General features: G+C 63.0%; 10 protein-coding genes. All 10 read left to right on the plus strand.

What is annotated here, in order from left to right; genetic code table 11:
• Positions 1-107 precede the first annotated feature (107 nt).
• The 10 genes from rpoB (at position 108) to rplC (ending at position 19,257) form a co-directional block, all read left to right on the plus strand.
• The gene (gene rpoB / locus ACYCVF_RS34230; protein WP_459604112.1) at positions 108-4,232 is read left to right on the plus strand and encodes a DNA-directed RNA polymerase subunit beta; all 4,125 of its coding nucleotides are present in this window, start codon (positions 108-110) and stop codon (positions 4,230-4,232) included.
• 128 nt (positions 4,233-4,360) lie between these two features.
• The gene (rpoC, locus tag ACYCVF_RS34235; protein ID WP_459604113.1) at positions 4,361-8,557 is read left to right on the plus strand and encodes a DNA-directed RNA polymerase subunit beta'; all 4,197 of its coding nucleotides are present in this window, start codon (positions 4,361-4,363) and stop codon (positions 8,555-8,557) included.
• A gap of 193 nt (positions 8,558-8,750) precedes the next feature.
• A complete protein-coding gene (locus tag ACYCVF_RS34240; protein ID WP_459604114.1) occupies positions 8,751-10,805 on the plus strand; it encodes an FAD-dependent oxidoreductase in 2,055 nt (684 codons plus the stop codon).
• Positions 10,806-10,938: 133 nt separating this feature from the next.
• A complete protein-coding gene (locus ACYCVF_RS34245) occupies positions 10,939-12,975 on the plus strand; it encodes an ABC transporter ATP-binding protein (RefSeq protein ID WP_459604115.1) in 2,037 nt (678 codons plus the stop codon).
• An 883-nt stretch (positions 12,976-13,858) separates the two neighbouring features.
• Positions 13,859-14,230: a 30S ribosomal protein S12 gene (rpsL, locus tag ACYCVF_RS34250; RefSeq protein WP_007603006.1), complete on the plus strand. Its 372-nt coding sequence runs from the start codon at positions 13,859-13,861 to the stop codon at positions 14,228-14,230.
• A gap of 15 nt (positions 14,231-14,245) precedes the next feature.
• Entirely contained in the window at positions 14,246-14,716 is a 471-nt protein-coding gene (gene rpsG / locus ACYCVF_RS34255; protein ID WP_459604116.1) for a 30S ribosomal protein S7, read from the plus strand.
• Between the two features lie 33 nt (positions 14,717-14,749).
• Complete coding sequence (gene fusA, locus ACYCVF_RS34260; protein ID WP_459604117.1) at positions 14,750-16,822, plus strand: elongation factor G; 2,073 nt, start codon at positions 14,750-14,752, stop codon at positions 16,820-16,822.
• Positions 16,823-16,862: 40 nt separating this feature from the next.
• Positions 16,863-18,053 (plus strand): elongation factor Tu, encoded by a 1,191-nt coding sequence (gene tuf / locus ACYCVF_RS34265; protein ID WP_459604118.1) that lies wholly within the window; start codon positions 16,863-16,865, stop codon positions 18,051-18,053.
• Positions 18,054-18,136: 83 nt separating this feature from the next.
• Positions 18,137-18,445 carry a 30S ribosomal protein S10 gene (rpsJ, locus tag ACYCVF_RS34270; protein WP_002712302.1) on the plus strand — a complete coding sequence of 103 codons (309 nt, stop codon included), beginning with the start codon at positions 18,137-18,139 and terminating at the stop codon, positions 18,443-18,445.
• 98 nt (positions 18,446-18,543) lie between these two features.
• The gene (rplC, locus tag ACYCVF_RS34275) at positions 18,544-19,257 is read left to right on the plus strand and encodes a 50S ribosomal protein L3 (protein WP_025036993.1); all 714 of its coding nucleotides are present in this window, start codon (positions 18,544-18,546) and stop codon (positions 19,255-19,257) included.

A 19,257-nucleotide genomic window follows, 5' to 3' on the forward strand; every position in this document is an offset into this window, starting at 1 on the left:
CTGCGTTTCTGGCCCCCAAGACGGGTTCGAAAATTCAACCCGGAGAGCGGCGGCAGCCGCGTTCCGGACGGCGCGCCCCCAGCGGGCGACGAAAATGAGAGGCCACGATGGCGCAGCAGACATTCACCGGTCGCAAACGTGTTCGCAAGTTCTTCGGACACATCAAGGAAGTCGCCGAGATGCCGAACCTCATCGAGGTTCAGAAGGCGTCCTATGACCAGTTCCTGATGGTCGACGAACCCTCGGGCGGCCGTCTCGACGAGGGTCTGCAGGCGGTGTTCCGCTCGGTGTTCCCGATCTCCGACTTTTCGGGTACCTCGATGCTGGAATTCGTCCGCTACGAGTTCGAGCAGCCGAAATACGACGTCGATGAGTGCCGCCAGCGCGGCATGACCTTCGCTGCCCCCCTCAAGGTGACGCTGCGCCTCATCGTGTTCGATATCGACGAGGAAACCGGCGCCAAGTCGGTCAAGGACATCAAGGAGCAGGATGTCTACATGGGCGACATCCCGCTCATGACGATGAACGGCACCTTCATCGTCAACGGCACCGAGCGCGTCATCGTCTCGCAGATGCACCGGTCGCCCGGCGTTTTCTTCGACCACGACAAGGGCAAGACCCATTCCTCGGGCAAGCTGCTGTTCGCCGCCCGTGTCATCCCGTATCGCGGCTCCTGGCTCGACATCGAATTCGACGCCAAGGACATCGTCTATGCGCGTATCGACCGTCGCCGCAAGATTCCGGTGACGTCGCTGATGTTCGCCCTCGGCCTCGACGGCGAGGCGATCCTGTCCACGTTCTACAAGAAAATTCTCTACAAGCGGACCAAGGAAGGCTGGCGCGTTCCGTTCGACGCCAATCGCTTCCGCGGCTACTCGACGGTCAACGACCTGATCGACGCCGACACCGGCAAGGTCGTGCTCGAGGCCGGCAAGAAGCTTACCGTCCGTGCCGCCCGCCAGCTCCAGGAGAAGGGGCTGAAGGCGTTGCGCATGGTCGATGAGGAACTGGTCGGCAACTACGTCGCCGAGGATCTCGTCAACCCGAAGACCGGTGAGATCCACGCCGAAGCCGGTGAGGAAATCACCGACAAGTCGATGAAGGTGCTCAACGAGCACGGCTACAAGGAGCTGCCGCTGCTCGACATCGACCACGTCAATGTCGGCCCCTACATCCGCAACACGCTCGCGGCCGACAAGAACATGACGCGCGAGGACGCGCTGTTCGACATCTACCGCGTGATGCGTCCGGGCGAGCCGCCGACGCTCGAATCGGCGCAGGCGATGTTCCAGTCGCTGTTCTTCGATGCCGAACGGTATGACCTCTCCGCGGTCGGCCGCGTCAAGATGAACATGCGCCTCGACCTCGATGCGCCCGACACCCAGCGCACGCTGCGCAAGGAGGACATCCTATCGGTCATCAAGACGCTGGTGGACCTGCGCGACGGCAAGGGCGAGATCGACGACATCGACCATCTCGGCAACCGCCGTGTTCGCTCGGTCGGCGAGCTCATGGAGAACCAGTACCGTATCGGCCTCCTGCGCATGGAGCGCGCGATCAAGGAACGCATGTCCTCGGTCGATATCGACACGGTCATGCCGCAGGACCTGATCAACGCCAAGCCGGCGGCCGCCGCCGTGCGCGAGTTCTTCGGCTCCTCGCAGCTCTCGCAGTTCATGGACCAGACCAACCCGCTGTCCGAGATCACCCACAAGCGCCGCCTGTCGGCGCTCGGACCGGGCGGTCTGACCCGCGAGCGCGCCGGCTTCGAGGTGCGCGACGTGCATCCGACGCATTACGGCCGTATCTGCCCGATCGAGACACCGGAAGGTCCGAACATCGGCCTGATCAACTCGCTCGCGACCTTCGCGCGCGTGAACAAGTACGGCTTCGTCGAGACGCCGTACCGCAAGGTCAAGGACGGCCGCGTGACGGACGAGGTCGTGTACCTGTCGGCGATGGAAGAGGGGCGCTATTCGGTGGCCCAGGCCAACGTGCCGATCGACGCCAAGGGCCGCTTCACCGAAGACCTGGTGGTCTGCCGCTCCAGCGGCACCCGCGACGTCGTACCGATGACGCCCGACAAGGTCGACTACATGGACGTGTCCCCGAAGCAGCTCGTTTCGGTCGCCGCGGCGCTGATCCCGTTCCTCGAGAACGACGACGCCAACCGCGCGCTGATGGGCTCGAACATGCAGCGCCAAGCGGTGCCGCTGGTTCGCGCCGAGGCACCGTTCGTCGGCACCGGCATGGAGGGCGTGGTTGCGCGTGACTCGGGTGCCGCGATCGCCGCGCGCCGCTCTGGCGTGATCGACCAGATCGACGCCACCCGCGTCGTCATCCGTGCCACGGAAGATCTCGATCCGACCAAGTCGGGCGTCGATATCTACCGTCTCATGAAGTACCAGCGCTCGAACCAGTCGACCTGCATCAACCAGCGTCCGCTGGTGAAAGTCGGCGACATCGTCAAGAAGGGCGACATCATCGCTGACGGTCCGTCGACCGATCTCGGTGAGCTCGCGCTCGGCCGCAACGTGCTGGTCGCGTTCATGCCGTGGAACGGCTACAACTTCGAAGACTCGATCCTGCTCTCCGAGCGGATCGTGAAGGAAGACGTCTTCACCTCGATCCACATCGAGGAGTTCGAGGTGATGGCCCGCGACACCAAGCTCGGGCCTGAGGAAATCACCCGCGACATTCCGAACGTCTCGGAAGAAGCGCTGAAGAACCTCGACGAAGCCGGTATCGTCTACATCGGTGCGGAAGTGCGCGCCGGCGACATCCTGGTCGGCAAGATCACGCCGAAGGGCGAGAGCCCGATGACGCCGGAGGAGAAGCTCCTGCGCGCCATCTTCGGCGAGAAGGCCTCCGACGTCCGCGACACCTCGCTGCGCGTTCCTCCGGGCGTGCAGGGGACGATCGTGGAAGTGCGCGTGTTCAACCGTCACGGCGTCGACAAGGACGAGCGTGCGCTGGCGATCGAACGGGAAGAGATCGAGCGTCTGGCCAAGGACCGCGACGACGAGCAGGCGATCCTCGACCGCAACGTGTACAACCGTCTTGCCGAGCTGCTCGAAGGGCGGCAGGGCATCGCCGGACCGAAGGGCTTCAAGAAGGACACCAAGATCACCCGTTCGGTGCTCGAGGAGTACCCGAAGTCGCAGTGGTGGCTGTTCGCCTCGCCCAACGACAAGCTGATGGCCGAGATCGAGGCCATGCGGAAGCAGTACGACGAGTCGAAGAAGGGGCTGGAACAGCGCTTCCTCGACAAGGTCGAGAAGCTTCAACGCGGCGACGAATTGCCGCCCGGCGTGATGAAGATGGTCAAGGTCTTCGTCGCGGTGAAGCGCAAGATCCAGCCCGGCGACAAGATGGCCGGCCGCCACGGCAACAAGGGCGTGGTGTCGAAGATCGTGCCGATCGAGGACATGCCGTTCCTCGAAGACGGCACGCATGCCGACATCGTGCTCAATCCGCTCGGCGTGCCCTCGCGCATGAACGTCGGGCAGATCCTCGAGACCCATCTCGGCTGGGCCTGCGCCGGCCTCGGCAAACGTATCGGCCAGACCGTCGATGCCTATTTGTCGAAGCAGGACATCAAGCCGCTGAAGGAAACCTTGAAGAAGGTCTACGGCGAGGACGAGACGATCAAGTCGCTCAACGACAACGAGCTGCTCGAACTCGGCCATAACCTCAGCCGCGGCGTGCCGATCGCGACGCCGGTGTTCGACGGCGCCAAGGAAGCCGACATCGAGGAGATGCTGAAGCTTGCCGGTCTCGACGCTTCGGGTCAGTCGACCGTCTATGACGGCCGCACCGGCGATCCGTTCGATCGCAAGGTGACGGTGGGCTACATCTACATGCTCAAGCTGCACCATCTGGTCGACGACAAGATCCATGCGCGTTCGATCGGTCCGTACTCGCTCGTCACCCAGCAGCCGTTGGGCGGCAAGGCGCAGTTCGGCGGCCAGCGCTTCGGCGAAATGGAGGTGTGGGCGCTCGAGGCTTACGGCGCGGCGTACACGCTCCAGGAGATGCTGACGGTGAAGTCGGACGACGTCGCCGGCCGTACCAAGGTGTACGAGGCGATCGTGCGCGGCGACGACACGTTCGAGGCCGGTATTCCGGAATCGTTCAACGTGCTGGTCAAGGAAATGCGCTCGCTCGGCCTCAACGTCGACCTGCACAACTCCAAGGTTGGACCGGCGCCGACGTCGGAAGCGGCCGAGTAATTCGACCTGTCATGCCCGGCCTTCGCGGCCGGGCATTGGCGCTCTTCCCGATGCCTTGAGGGCAGGGCGCGCCGATAAATGATTTTCGAATTTGCGGCCGGAGGCGACCGGCACGCGAGGAGAAGACGATGAACCAAGAAATTATGAATCTCTTCAACCCGACGACGCCGGCTCAGGTCTTCGACCAGATCCGGATCTCGATCGCGTCCCCCGAGAAGATTCTGTCCTGGTCCTACGGCGAGATCAAGAAGCCGGAGACCATCAACTACCGTACCTTCAAGCCCGAGCGCGACGGCCTGTTCTGCGCCCGCATCTTCGGGCCGATCAAGGACTACGAGTGCTTGTGCGGCAAGTACAAGCGCATGAAGTACAAGGGCATCATCTGCGAGAAGTGCTCGGTCGAGGTCACGCTGTCGCGCGTCCGGCGCGAGCGCATGGGTCATATCGAGCTGGCGGCTCCCGTCGCCCACATCTGGTTCCTGAAGTCGCTGCCCTCGCGCATCGGCCTTCTGCTCGACATGACGCTGAAGGATCTCGAGCGGATCCTCTACTTCGAATATTACGTCGTGCTGGAGCCGGGCCTCACCGCGCTCAAGGACCGTCAGCTGCTGTCGGAAGACGAGTATCTGAAGGCGCAGGACGAGTACGGCCAGGATTCCTTCACCGCCATGATCGGCGCCGAAGCGATCCGCGAGCTGCTCAAGGGCATGGACCTCGAGAAGCTCGAAGCCACCTTGCGCCTCGAGATGCAGGAGACCGACTCCGACATCAAGCACAAGAAGCTCGCCAAGCGCCTGAAGATCGTCGAAGCGTTCCGCCACTCCGGCAACAAGCCGGAATGGATGATCATGACCGTGGTTCCGGTGATTCCGCCGGACCTGCGTCCGCTGGTGCCGCTCGACGGCGGCCGCTTCGCGACCTCGGACCTCAACGACCTCTACCGCCGCGTCATCAACCGCAACAACCGCTTGAAGCGGCTGATGGAGCTGCGCGCGCCCGACATCATCATCCGCAACGAGAAGCGCATGCTTCAGGAGGCCGTCGACGCGCTGTTCGACAACGGCCGCCGCGGCCGGGTCATCACGGGCGCCAACAAGCGTCCGCTGAAGTCGCTCGCCGACATGCTCAAGGGCAAGCAGGGCCGGTTCCGTCAGAACCTGCTCGGCAAGCGCGTCGACTATTCGGGCCGTTCGGTGATCGTGGTCGGTCCCGAGCTGCGCCTGCACCAGTGCGGCCTTCCGAAGAAGATGGCGCTCGAGCTGTTCAAGCCGTTCATCTACTCGCGGCTTGATGCCAAGGGCCTGTCCACCACGGTGAAGCAGGCCAAGAAGCTGGTCGAGAAGGAGCGTCCCGAGGTCTGGGACATCCTGGACGAGGTCATCCGCGAGCATCCCGTGCTGCTCAACCGCGCGCCGACGCTGCATCGCCTCGGCATCCAGGCGTTCGAGCCCGTGCTGATCGAGGGCAAGGCGATCCAGCTCCATCCGCTGGTCTGCTCCGCGTTCAACGCCGACTTCGACGGCGACCAGATGGCCGTGCACGTTCCGCTGTCGCTCGAAGCGCAGCTGGAAGCGCGCGTCCTGATGATGTCGACCAACAACATCCTGCATCCGGCGAACGGCCAGCCGATCATCGTGCCGTCGCAGGACATCGTGCTCGGTCTCTACTACGTCTCGATCATGCGCGAAGGCCTGCCTGGCGAGGGCAAGGTGTTCGGCGACATGGCCGAGCTCGAGCACGCGCTGCACGCGAAGGTCATCCACCTCCACACCAAGATCAAGTACCGGTGGGAAGGCATGGACGAGACCGGCAAGGTCTCCAGGCGGTGGATCGAGACCACCGCCGGCCGCGTCATGCTCGGCAACCTGCTGCCGAAGAACCCGCGCATCTCATACGAGATCATCAACAAGCTGATGACCAAGCGCGAGATCTCCGGCGTCATCGACCAAGTCTACCGCCACTGTGGCCAGAAGGAGACCGTGATCTTCTGCGACCGCATCATGGCGCTCGGCTTCTACAACGCGTTCAAGGCCGGCATCTCGTTCGGCAAGGACGACATGGTCGTGCCGCACGGCAAGTGGAAGATCGTCGACACCACCCGTACGCTGGCGAAGGATTTCGAGCAGCAGTACAACGACGGTCTGATCACCCATGGCGAGAAGTACAACAAGGTCGTCGACGCCTGGTCGAAGGCCACGGAAGAAATCGCCAAGGCGATGATGAAGGAGATCTCCGCCACCAAGAAGACGGCGAGCGGAGCCGACGCCGACATCAACTCGATCTATATGATGGCTCACTCCGGTGCCCGCGGTTCGCCGGCCCAGATGCGCCAGCTCGCCGGCATGCGCGGCCTGATGGCCAAGCCGTCGGGCGAGATCATCGAGACGCCGATCATCTCGAACTTCAAGGAAGGCCTCTCGGTGCTCGAGTACTTCAACTCGACCCACGGCGCCCGCAAGGGCCTCGCGGACACGGCGTTGAAGACCGCGAACTCCGGCTACCTGACCCGTCGTCTCGTCGACGTGGCGCAGGACTGCATCATCACGCAGAGCGATTGCGGCACCAAGCTCGGCATCAAGATGCGCGCCATCGTCGATGCAGGCACCGTGGTCGCTTCGCTCGGCTCGCGCATCCTCGGACGCACGGCCTGCGAAGACGTGCGTGACAGCTCGGGCAAGGTGATCATCAAGCGCGATACGCTGATGGAAGAGAGCCATCTGGAGGCCATTCAGCAGGGTGGCGTGCAGGAGGTGAAGATCCGCTCGGCACTGACCTGCGAACTCGTCAACGGCATCTGCGGCAAGTGCTACGGCCGCGACCTCGCCCGCGGCACGCCGGTCAACCACGGCGAAGCAGTCGGCGTCATCGCGGCGCAGTCGATCGGCGAGCCGGGCACCCAGCTCACCATGCGCACCTTCCACATTGGCGGTGCGGCGCAGCTCAACGAGCAGTCGTTCGTCGAAGCCAATTTCGACGGCAAGATCGTGATCAGGAACAAGGCCATCGCCCGTAACAGCGAAGGTCACCTGATCGCGATGGTGCGCAACATGGTTGTCGCGATCGTCGATGCCGACGGCACCGAACGTGCGACGCACCGTATCCAGTACGGATCGCGCCTGCACGTCGACGAGGGCGACATGGTCAAGCGCGGCCAACGCATCGTCGAGTGGGACCCCTACACCCGTCCGCTTCTCACCGAAGTGGAAGGCACCATCGGCTTCGAAGATCTGGTGGAGGGACAGTCGATCTCGGAAACGCTCGACGAAGCCACCGGCATCGCCAAGCGCGTGGTCATCGACTGGCGCTCGACTCGCGGCGGCGCGGATCTGCGTCCGGCCATCGTGGTGAAGGGCAAGGACGGCAAGGTGCTCAAGCTCGCCCGTGGCGGCGATGCCCGCTACATGCTGTCGGTCGATGCCATTCTTTCGGTCGACATCGGAGCCAAGGTACAGCCGGGCGACATCCTCGCCCGTGTCTCGACCGAAAGCGCCAAGACGCGTGACATCACCGGCGGTCTGCCGCGGGTGGCGGAACTGTTCGAGGCTCGGCGCCCGAAGGATGCGGCGATCATCGCCGAAATCGCGGGCACCATCCGGTTCGGGCGCGACTACAAGAACAAGCGTCGCATCTCGATCGAGCCGATGGACAAGACCGACGAGGCGCGCGAGTACCTGATCCCGAAGGGCAAGCACATCCACCTTCAGGACGGCGACGTCGTCGAAAAGGGCGACTTCATCGTGGAAGGCAACCCGGCGCCGCATGACATCCTTGCGGTGAAGGGCATCGAGGAGCTCGCGGCCTATCTGGTCAACGAGATCCAGGAGGTCTACCGGCTGCAGGGCGTGCTCATCAACGACAAGCACATTGAGGTGATCGTCCGTCAGATGCTCCAGAAGGTGGAAATCACCGATCAGGGCGATACGGACATGATCTCCGGCGAGCAGGTCGACAAGATCGAGTTCGACGCGCTGAACGTGAAGGCCAAGGAAGAGGGCAAGAAGCCCGCTACGGGAACGCCGGTTCTGCTCGGCATCACCAAGGCGAGCCTCCAGACCCGGTCCTTCTTCTCGGCGGCATCGTTCCAGGAGACCACGCGCGTCCTCACCGAAGCGGCGGTCAACGGCAAGATCGATCCGCTCGAAGGTCTCAAGGAGAACGTCATCGTCGGCCGGCTGATCCCGGCAGGCACCGGCGCCTCCATGGCCAAGATCCGCGAAGTCGCCATGAAGCGCGACAAGCTGATCCTGGACGAGCGCGAGAAGCAGGCGGCCGTCGTGTCGCCGGCACCGGAAGCCGAGCTTCCTGCGCTGCCGCCTGCGGAATGATGGTTCATCCGTAGGAATACCGAGGACAATGAAAAGGCCGGCTTTCGCCGGCCTTTTTTGCTGCTTCCATTGCTTGCTGCAGTGCGGCATCAACCCTTGTTCATCTTTCCTTCAGTCGCAAAAGCGCTTCTGCTAGGAGAGCTTAAGACCGGTGGTCCCGTGAAGGGGGCAGGCCGGAGACCACGGAACTCCCATGCTTGATCTCGCAATCGTAGGCGGCGGCCCCGGCGGGCTGATGAGTGCTTGGTATCTGAAGCGTAAGCTCGGCGATCTCTGTCGCGTTACCATTTTCGAGGCGTCCGACCGGCTCGGCGGCAAGATCGTCACGCGTAAATTCGATTCGGCGCCCGCGATGTACGAAGCCGGCGTTGCCGAGATCTACGATTACTCGATGACGGGCCCGGACCCGCTGCGCGAACTGATCCAGCATTTCGGCCTCCAGACCATTCCGATGGACGCCGAGCAGGTACATTTCGGCGGCGAGCTCCTTAATGACGTGCCCGGCATGCGCCGCAGATATGGCGCCGAGACCGCGGCCGCGATCGAGGCGTTCCGCAAGCGCTGTACCGAGGTGATGTCTCCGATCGAGTATTATGAAGGTGTCGGTGCGCACGACAACGAGAATCCCTGGGCCTACAAGACCGCCGAGCAGGTGCTCGACGAGGAGGTCGAGGACGAGACGGCAAAGCGTTTCTTCAAGGTGATGGCGCGCTCCGACATCGCGACCGAGAGCCACAACACCAACGGTCTCAACGCGCTTAAGAACTATCTGATGGACGTCGACGGCTATATCGGCCTCTATTCCATCCAGAATGGCAACGAGCAGCTGATCGAATGCCTGCAGTCGGAGGTCAATGCCGACATCCAGCTCAATCACCGCGTACTCACCGTCGGCAAGGCGCCGACCGGCCGCTATCAGCTCAAGATGATGAACGGCAAGGGACCGGAGACCCGCGACTTCGATCTCGTCCTGGTCTGCCTGCCGCATTCCTGGCTCGCTACCGTCGGCTGGGAAGGCGAGCAGCTCCGCAAGTCGATGGTCAAGCACGTCTCGTACTTCGACCGTCCCGCGCACTATTTGCGCGTCTCGATCCTGTTCGACACGCCGTTCTGGGGCGAGAAGATTTCCGGCGCCTGGTTCATGTCGGAGGCGTTCGGCGGATGCTGCGTCTACAACGAGGGCGCGCGCCACGACGTCGGCAAGCACGGCGTCCTGAACTGGCTCATTCCGGGCTCCGACGCGCTGGCTTTCGCCAATCTGTCGGACCAGGAGCTGATCGATGCTGCCCTGAAATCGCTGCCGGCTTCTCTCGGCGATGCGCGCTTGCACTTCATGGAAGGCAAGATCCACCGCTGGCTGTCGTCGGTGAACGCAATTCCTGGCGGTCTGCCGGTGCGCGACGTCATGACCAATCACCGGCCCGAGCCGAAGGAGCATCCCGGCATCGTGGTGGTCGGCGACTATCTGTTCGACTCGACGCTGAACGGCCTGCTCGATTCTTCCGATGCGGCGACCGACATCATCCTGACCGAGATGATGCGCCTGCGCCGAGAGCGCGCACAGGACGACAAGCCGCTGTCGGACAAGATCGATCGCGACTATTTCGAGAACTATCGAGGCCTCGGTCCCTATCATGAGGCGTGGCGGCACTTCACCGATCCCGATTACCTCACGAGGCTGATCGGAATCGTGTGGGGCAGGGCGACGGGCGCCAAGCTGCTGGTCGCGGGCTCGGCCAGCGGCGAGCTGGTCGGCGCACTGCGCGATCGCGGCATCGATGCGTGGGGAATCGAGAACAACCGCGTCATCCATGCCAAGACGCCGAAAGCGCTGAAGAAGTACAACAAGCTCGGGTCGATCACCGACATGCCGTTCAAGGACGGTGCGTTCGACTTCGTATTCGAGACCAGCCTCTGCCACGTTTCCCCGAAGCAGGTGGTCCGCGCGATCCGCGAGCTGAACCGCGTGGTCAAGACCGGTCTCGTGTTCGGTTCGGTCACCTCGGACATGGCGCCGGCACTGATCGACCGCTACGACCTCTTGCGTGGGGTCAAGAAGCTCGGCACCTGGTGGGAATGGTCCGAGCTGTTCTTCGGCAACGGCTTCGACCTGTCGATGCACCGCAAGGACTGCACCGATGCGCTCTGGGAGGCGACGCTCGCCGCCAACAAGGGGCCGGGGCAGTGGTACGCCGACGCCGACAGCTTGCGCTATTCCTTCTTCGACAAGGTCGAGGAGGAGGACTAATCGCGGAGCGCGGATCGAATTCGCCAATTGTTTTGCCGAATTCATCCTGATCGCATAGAATCGGTGGAATAGCGGTTGCCGCTATTTCCTGCATTCTCTGCGGTCATGCCGGCCGTCAGCATCGGTTGGTTTCATGGCGTCCAAGCCTTTCTCGCCCGGCGACAAGCCCCTCCCGCCCCACAAACAGAAGCTCGCTGCGGAAGATGCGGTTGAGCTCAACGACAAGCTCGCCTCCGCGGCAAAGCCGGATCACGAGGACGACGAGGACGCCGAAGACGAGGGGGATGACGAGCTGGAGCTCGACGAGGACGATGAGGACGAGGACCTCGTCGTCTATACCGCGCGTGAAGCCGCCGGCGCGCTCGCCACCATCGTCGGGTTCGTCAGGCCCTATCTGACCAACTACAAGCGGATGTTGTCCTACGTGGCGTTCGGCGTGTTCGTCGAGACGCTATTCAACGTCATCATGCCGCTCAGCCTGAAGTACCTGATCGACGACGCGCTCGGTGAGGAGGATTTCCAGGCCCTCTACAAGATCCTCGGCGTGCTCGCGGTCGCCGGCATCTTCACCTCGATCGTTGCCGTCTGGTACGAGCGCTGGGACGCGCGGCTGGCTGCCTGCATCATCTCCGATGTCCGCAAGCGCCTGTTCGAGCACGTCCAGGACCTGCCGGCGGCCTATTTCGGCCGCACCAGGCGCGGCGAAATCCTGTCGCGCTTCTCGGTCGATCTCTCGGCCTTCGAAGGCTCGGTCAAGACGTTTGCCAACAGCGCCGCGCTGCCGTTCCTGGAACTGATCGCCGGCATCATCCTGATGCTGTTCCTCAACTGGCAGCTCGCCGTCGTCGCGCTGCTGGTGTTCCCGATCACACTGATCGGACCGCGGATCCTGACGCCCAAGGCAGTGCAGGCCAACTACGAGCAGAAGCTCAATGAGTCGGCGCTGCTCGGCATGGTGCAGGAGAACGTGGCCGCCCAGGCTGTGATCAAGGCGTTCAGCCTGCAACGCAGGATGTTCGGCTTCTTCACCTTGCGCAACGACGAGACCCGCAACAAGATCGCCTCGGCCGCGTTCCTCTCGACCATGGTGGAGCGGACGGTCACCATCTCGGTGCTCCTCCTGCACCTCGTGGTGCTCGCGATCGGCGCGTATCTCGCGACCAAGGGCCAGATCACCATCGGCACCTTCGTCACCTTCGAGAGCGCGTTCTGGGAGGTCTCCTACAACATCGCTCATGTGATGCACTATGTCCCGGTGTCGATCTCCTCGGCCGCCGCGATCCGCCACATCCAGGAACTGCTCGACGAGCCGACCCGCGGCGCCGATCGCCCCGGCGCACCCGATCTGCCGCGCATCACCAACGACATTACTTTCGATCACGTCACCTTTCGGTACGAAGGCAGCCAAACCCCGGTGCTGGACAATCTCAGCCTCAAGCTCAACGCCGGCAAGCGCATCGCCATCGTTGGTCCGAGCGGCTCCGGCAAGAGCACGCTGCTCAACCTGATCCTGAGGCTCTACGTGCCCGACGAAGGCCGCGTCACCATCGACGGTGTCGATGTCCGCAAGGTGACGCTGGATTCGCTGCGCCGGAGCATGGCGGTGGTGTTCCAGGAGAACATGCTGTTCAACATGTCCATCCGCGAGAACATCCGGCTCGGCAAGGAGGGGGCGACCGACGAGGAGGTGGAGGAGGCGGCCAAGAAGGCCGAGATCCACCGCTACATCATGAGCCTGCCGCAGCGATACGACACGCCGGTCGGCGAGCGCGGCGACACCCTGTCGGGCGGCCAGCGCCAGCGCATCGCGATCGCGCGCGCGATCATCCGCAACCCCTCGGTGCTGCTGCTGGACGAAGCCACCTCGGCGCTCGACCAGACCACCGAAGCCGCGATCAACCGCACGCTGCTCAAGGTCGCCAAGGGCCGCACCATGATCTGGTCGACCCACCGCCTGACCTCGGTGGTCGAGATGGACGAGATCATCGTGATCTCAGGGGGCAGGGCGATCGAGCGCGGCTCCCATGCCGAGCTACTTGCCAAGAACGGCGCCTATCGCAAGCTGTGGAACGACCAGATCCACCAGCCCCATGGCGCTGCGGCTCATGCCGGAGGTGACAGATACGCCGAGGACGAAGACGATCTCGATGAGGACGACGAGGAGGAGTGACCGGCGGCGCGCCCGGCTTCGAAGGAGCGTTTTGTCCGATTCTCGTCGCCCAAGGGCGCCCGCCGGCAGCGATTCTCCCTGACGCGAGACGTTTGGCCGACGCGATGCCGCCGGCTTTTCTCCACCTCGCAGACCGACCCTCACTGCCAAATCTCTCCAGGCGACCGGGCACCGCGCGCACGCCAGAGAGTTGAAAAAGCCTGCCGCCCGCCGGCAGATCTGTGCAGGGGCAGGAAAAAGCCCAGAGGGCAGTAATAAAACTATATTTAATCCGGGTATAATGGTGTTTGGGCCTGGCGAACCAAGTGCCGCGTTCCTATATCGCATAGGCTCGGGGAGGCGGCCATGAGCCGATCAAGATCGGATTTCTGCAGGCCCCTGAAGCGCTTTGTGACTGTCGTTTCACCTTGACTTGACCGATTCTCGCTTATAGAAAGCGCCTCACTTAACGACAGGCGGTGAGCATCGCCAGCGTCGGAACGGGCCACCCGTTTGATCCCCAAGGATTTGATCCGCGAGGGTCACCAAGGCGGGCACCAACCTCGACGAATGCCGCTCAAACGCTGTCGATCATAGCTAGGCAATGCCAGTGCGACTTTAGTTCTCTTGAGCACGTTCTCTCGAGATCGAATTCGGATGCATGACCTCAGTGTGCGGGCCGCGGCACTACGCCGAGCGGTCTCGATGCTGCGGTCCTCTGTGGCGTCGAAGCGCTTTCCGCTCGCTGATGGAGTGGTTGGCGCAATTTCGCTTTGCGTGGGTTATTTCGCGCAAGGTGGCCCCCTCGGGCGGGTAGCCCGAACAGGATTGCGGACCCGGTGACGGGCCGCGGCAAGACAGCGGACCCGCGAGGGGCCGCGGCAGAAAAAGGGTGAAGGCCAGAATGCCGACGATCAACCAGCTGATCGCTCAACCGCGGGAAGTGCAGAAGTCGCGCAAGAAGGTGCCGGCGCTGCAGCAGTCGCCGCAGAAGCGTGGTGTTTGCACGCGCGTCTACACCACGACCCCGAAGAAGCCGAACTCGGCGCTTCGTAAGGTTGCCAAGGTCCGTCTGACCAATGGCTTCGAGGTGATCGGTTACATCCCCGGCGAGGGTCATAACCTCCAGGAGCACTCGGTGGTCATGATCCGCGGCGGCCGCGTCAAGGACTTGCCCGGCGTGCGCTACCACATCCTCCGCGGCGTTCTGGATACCCAGGGCGTCAAGAACCGTAAGCAGCGTCGTTCGAAGTACGGCGCCAAGCGTCCGAAGTAAGCGGGAACCTCGTCCATGTCTCGTCGCCATTCTGCTGAAAAGCGCGAAGTCCTTCCCGATCCGAAGTTCGGGAACATCATCGTCACGAAGTTCATGAACTCGGTGATGTATGCCGGCAAGAAGTCGGTCGCCGAAGGCATCGTCTATGGTGCATTCGGAATCATCGAAGCCAAGACCAAGCAGAGCCCGCTCGGCGTGTTCGAGCAGGCGCTTGAGAACGTCATGCCGACGATCGAGGTTCGCTCCCGCCGCGTCGGCGGTGCGACCTACCAGGTTCCGGTCGAGGTTCGCTCGACTCGCCGGCAGGCGCTGGGCATCCGCTGGCTGATCGCCGCCGCGCGCGATCGCAACGAGAAGACCATGACCGAGCGGCTCTCGGCCGAGCTGCTGGACGCATCGAACAACCGCGGGAACGCCGTCAAGAAGCGTGAAGACGTGCACCGGATGGCGGAAGCCAACCGCGCCTTCTCGCACTATCGCTGGTAACGGCGACACACTCGGACTCGCAAGGAACCACCCATGCCCCGCCAACATGCCATCGAGGACTACCGTAATTTCGGTATCATGGCGCATATCGACGCCGGCAAGACCACGACGACCGAGCGCATCCTCTATTACACCGGCAAGAGCCACAAAATCGGCGAAGTGCACGAAGGTGCCGCGACGATGGACTGGATGGAGCAGGAGCAGGAGCGTGGCATCACGATCACCTCGGCTGCGACCACTGCGTTCTGGGCCGGCAAGCGCCTGAATATCATCGACACCCCCGGCCACGTCGACTTCACCATCGAAGTCGAGCGTTCGCTGCGTGTGCTCGACGGCGCCGTCTGCGTGCTCGACTCGAACCAGGGCGTCGAGCCTCAGACCGAGACCGTCTGGCGCCAGGGCGACAAGTACAAGGTTCCGCGCATCGTCTTCGCCAACAAGATGGACAAGACCGGCGCCGACTTCTTCAAGTGCCTGTCCGACATCGTTGACCGCCTCGGTGCCAAGCCGATCGCGATCCAGCTTCCGATCGGTGCCGAGAACAACTTCAAGGGTCTCGTCGATCTCGTGAAGATGAAGGGCATCGTCTGGAACGACGAGGCGCTCGGTGCGAAGTTCGACTACGTCGACATTCCGGAAGATCTCGTCGATCAGGCAAAGGAATACCGCGAGAAGATGGTGGAGGCCGCCGTCGAGCTCGACGACGACGCGCTGGCCGCCTTCCTCGACGGCATCGAGCCGGACGAAGCGACGCTGAAGCGGCTGATCCGCAAGGCAGTGCTGACTGGTGCGTTCTATCCCGTGCTGTGCGGCTCGGCCTTCAAGAACAAGGGCGTGCAGCCGCTGCTCGACGCCGTCGTCGACTATCTGCCGTCGCCGATCGACGTGCCCGCGATCAAGGGCACCGACGACCGCGGCAACGAGGTCGTGCGCAAGGCCGACGACAAGGAGCCGCTCGCGCTGCTCGCGTTCAAGATCATGGACGACCCGTTCGTCGGCACCATTACCTTCTGCCGCATCTACTCGGGCGTCCTGCAGAGCGGCACCGGCGTCGTGAACTCGACGCGCGAGAAGAAGGAGCGCATCGGGCGCATGCTGCTGATGCATGCGAACAACCGCGAAGACATCAAGGAAGCCTATGCCGGCGATATCGTCGCGCTGGCGGGCCTGAAGGAAGCGCGCACCGGTGACACGCTGTGCGATCCCGACAAGCAGGTGATCCTCGAGAAGATGGAATTCCCCGAGCCGGTCATCGAGATCGCGATCGAGCCGAAGTCCAAGGCCGACCAGGAAAAGCTGGGCGTGGCGCTGGCCAAGCTCGCCGCTGAGGATCCGTCCTTCCGCGTGTCGACCGACCAGGAGTCCGGCCAGACCATCCTCAAGGGCATGGGCGAACTCCATCTCGACATCAAGGTCGACATCCTCAAGCGCACCTACAAGGTCGACGCCAACATCGGCGCGCCGCAGGTTGCGTTCCGTGAGCGCGTCACCAAGAAGGCCGAGGTCAAGTACACCCACAAGAAGCAGACCGGCGGTACCGGTCAGTTCGCGGAAGTGTCGATCGTGGTCGAGCCGAACGAGCCCGGCAAGGGCTACGAGTTCGAGTCCAAGATCGTCGGCGGTGCGGTTCCGAAGGAATACATCCCCGGCGTCGAAAAGGGCCTCAACAGCGTGATGAGCTCTGGTGTCGTTGCGGGCTTCCCCGTGGTCGACGTCAAGGTTCAGCTCGTCGACGGCAAGTATCACGACGTCGACTCGTCGGCGCTGGCCTTCGAAATCGCATCGCGCGCGGCATTCCGCGAAGCCTTGCAGAAGGGTAAGTCCGTCCTGCTCGAGCCGATCATGAAGGTCGAAGTGGTGACCCCGGAAGACTACACCGGTTCGGTCATCGGCGACCTGAATTCGCGGCGCGGTCAGATCCAGGGTCAGGACATGCGCGGCAATGCCAACGTCATCAACGCGATGGTGCCGCTCATGAACATGTTCGGTTACGTGAACAATCTGCGCTCGATGAGCCAGGGTCGCGCGACCTTCACCATGCAGTTCGACCACTACGCAGAAGCGCCGGCCAACGTGTCGGCAGAAGTCCAGAAGAAGTTTGCCTGATTGTCGTCGGTCTCAAGCTGACGATTGAACGGAGAGTCAAATGGCCAAAGCAAAGTTTGAACGTAACAAGCCGCACTGCAACATCGGCACCATCGGTCACGTCGACCATGGTAAGACGTCGCTGACCGCGGCGATCACCAAGATCCTCGCCGAGACCGGCGGTGCGACGTTCACCGCGTACGACCAGATCGACAAGGCGCCGGAAGAGAAGGCGCGCGGCATCACCATCTCGACCGCGCACGTCGAGTATGAGACGCAGAACCGCCACTACGCCCACGTCGACTGCCCCGGCCATGCCGACTACGTGAAGAACATGATCACCGGTGCCGCCCAGATGGACGGCGCGATCCTGGTCGTGTCGGCCGCTGACGGCCCGATGCCGCAGACCCGCGAGCACATCCTGCTCGCCCGCCAGGTCGGCGTGCCCGCACTCGTCGTGTTCCTCAACAAGTGCGACATGGTCGACGATCCGGAGCTGCTCGAACTCGTCGAGCTCGAGGTCCGCGAGTTGCTGTCGAAGTACGAATTCCCCGGCGACAAGATCCCGATCATCAAGGGTTCGGCGCTCGCCGCTCTCGAAGATTCCGACAAGAAGCTCGGCCACGACGCCATCCTCGAATTGATGCGCAACGTCGACGAGTACATCCCGCAGCCGGAGCGCCCGATCGACCAGCCATTCCTGATGCCGGTTGAAGACGTGTTCTCGATCTCGGGCCGCGGCACCGTCGTGACCGGCCGTGTCGAGCGCGGCATCGTCAAGGTCGGCGAGGAAATCGAGATCGTCGGTCTGCGTGCGACCCAGAAGACCACCGTCACCGGCGTCGAAATGTTCCGCAAGCTGCTCGATCAGGGGCAGGCGGGCGACAACATCGGTGCGCTGCTCCGCGGCACCAAGCGCGAGGACGTCGAGCGCGGCCAGGTTCTGGCCAAGCCGGGTTCGGTCAAGCCGCACACCAAGTTCAAGGCCGAGGCCTACATCCTCACCAAGGAAGAGGGCGGCCGTCACACCCCGTTCTTCACCAACTACCGTCCGCAGTTCTACTTCCGCACCACCGACGTGACCGGTGTCGTGCACCTGCCGGAAGGCACCGAGATGGTGATGCCGGGCGACAACATCGCGATGGAAGTGCACCTGATCGTGCCGATCGCGATGGAAGAGAAGCTCCGCTTCGCGATCCGCGAAGGCGGCCGCACCGTCGGCGCCGGCGTCGTCGCCTCGATCATCGAGTAACAAGCGAATAGGGAATGGGGAGTGGCGGATAGGGGATTCTATTCGCTACTCGCTACTCGCCACTCACTAGAGAAAGCACGGCAATGAACGGCCAAAACATTCGTATCCGTCTCAAGGCGTTCGACCATCGTATCCTCGATACGTCGACCCGCGAGATCGTGAACACGGCGAAGCGTACCGGCGCGCAGGTCCGCGGACCCATTCCGCTGCCGACGCGCATCGAGAAGTTCACCGTCAACCGTTCGCCCCACGTCGACAAGAAGAGCCGCGAACAGTTCGAGATGCGCACTCACAAGCGCCTGCTCGACATCGTCGATCCGACCCCGCAGACCGTCGATGCTTTGATGAAGCTTGACCTGGCCGCCGGTGTCGACGTCGAGATCAAGCTCTGAGCAAGACCCCGAGAAGTGGGCACCGGTTCTCGGACCGGGTCTTGCTCACTACGAAGATTAGCTAGTCCGCAAGGACAGAAAGAACAGGAAGCAAGCCGATGCGCTCCGGAGTGATCGCACAAAAGGTCGGGATGACGCGGGTCTTCACGGAGGCCGGCGAACATATTCCCGTGACCGTGCTGAAGCTCGGCAATTGCCAGGTCGTAGGCCACCGCACCGAAGAGAAGAACGGTTACGTCGCGCTCCAGCTTGGTTCTGGCAGCCGCAAGACCGTTTACATGCCCAAGGCCGAGCGCGGCCAGTTCGCGGTCGCAAAGGTCGAGCCGAAGCGCCGGGTCGAGGAATTCCGCGTCACCGCGGATGCCATGATCCCGGTCGGCGCCGAGATCCAGGCTGACCACTTCGTCGTCGGCCAGTTCGTCGACGTCACCGGCACCTCTGTCGGTAAGGGGTTCGCGGGCGGTATGAAGCGCTGGAACTTCGGCGGTCTGCGCGCCACACACGGTGTGTCGATCTCGCATCGCTCCATCGGTTCGACCGGTGGTCGTCAGGATCCCGGCAAGACCTGGAAGAACAAGAAGATGCCCGGCCACATGGGTGTCGACCGCATCACCACGCTCAACCTTCGCGTCGTCCAGACCGATGTCGAGCGCGGCCTGATCCTCGTCGAAGGCGCCGTTCCCGGCTCCAAGGGCGGTTGGATCCGTGTGCGCGACGCCGTCAAGAAGCCGCTGCCGAAGGAAGCTCCGAAGCCCGGCAAGTTCAAGGTTGCTGGCGACGCGGAAGCCGCTCCGGCTGCGCAGGAGGCTTGA

This window comes from Bradyrhizobium cedriense, from assembly GCF_054602315.1.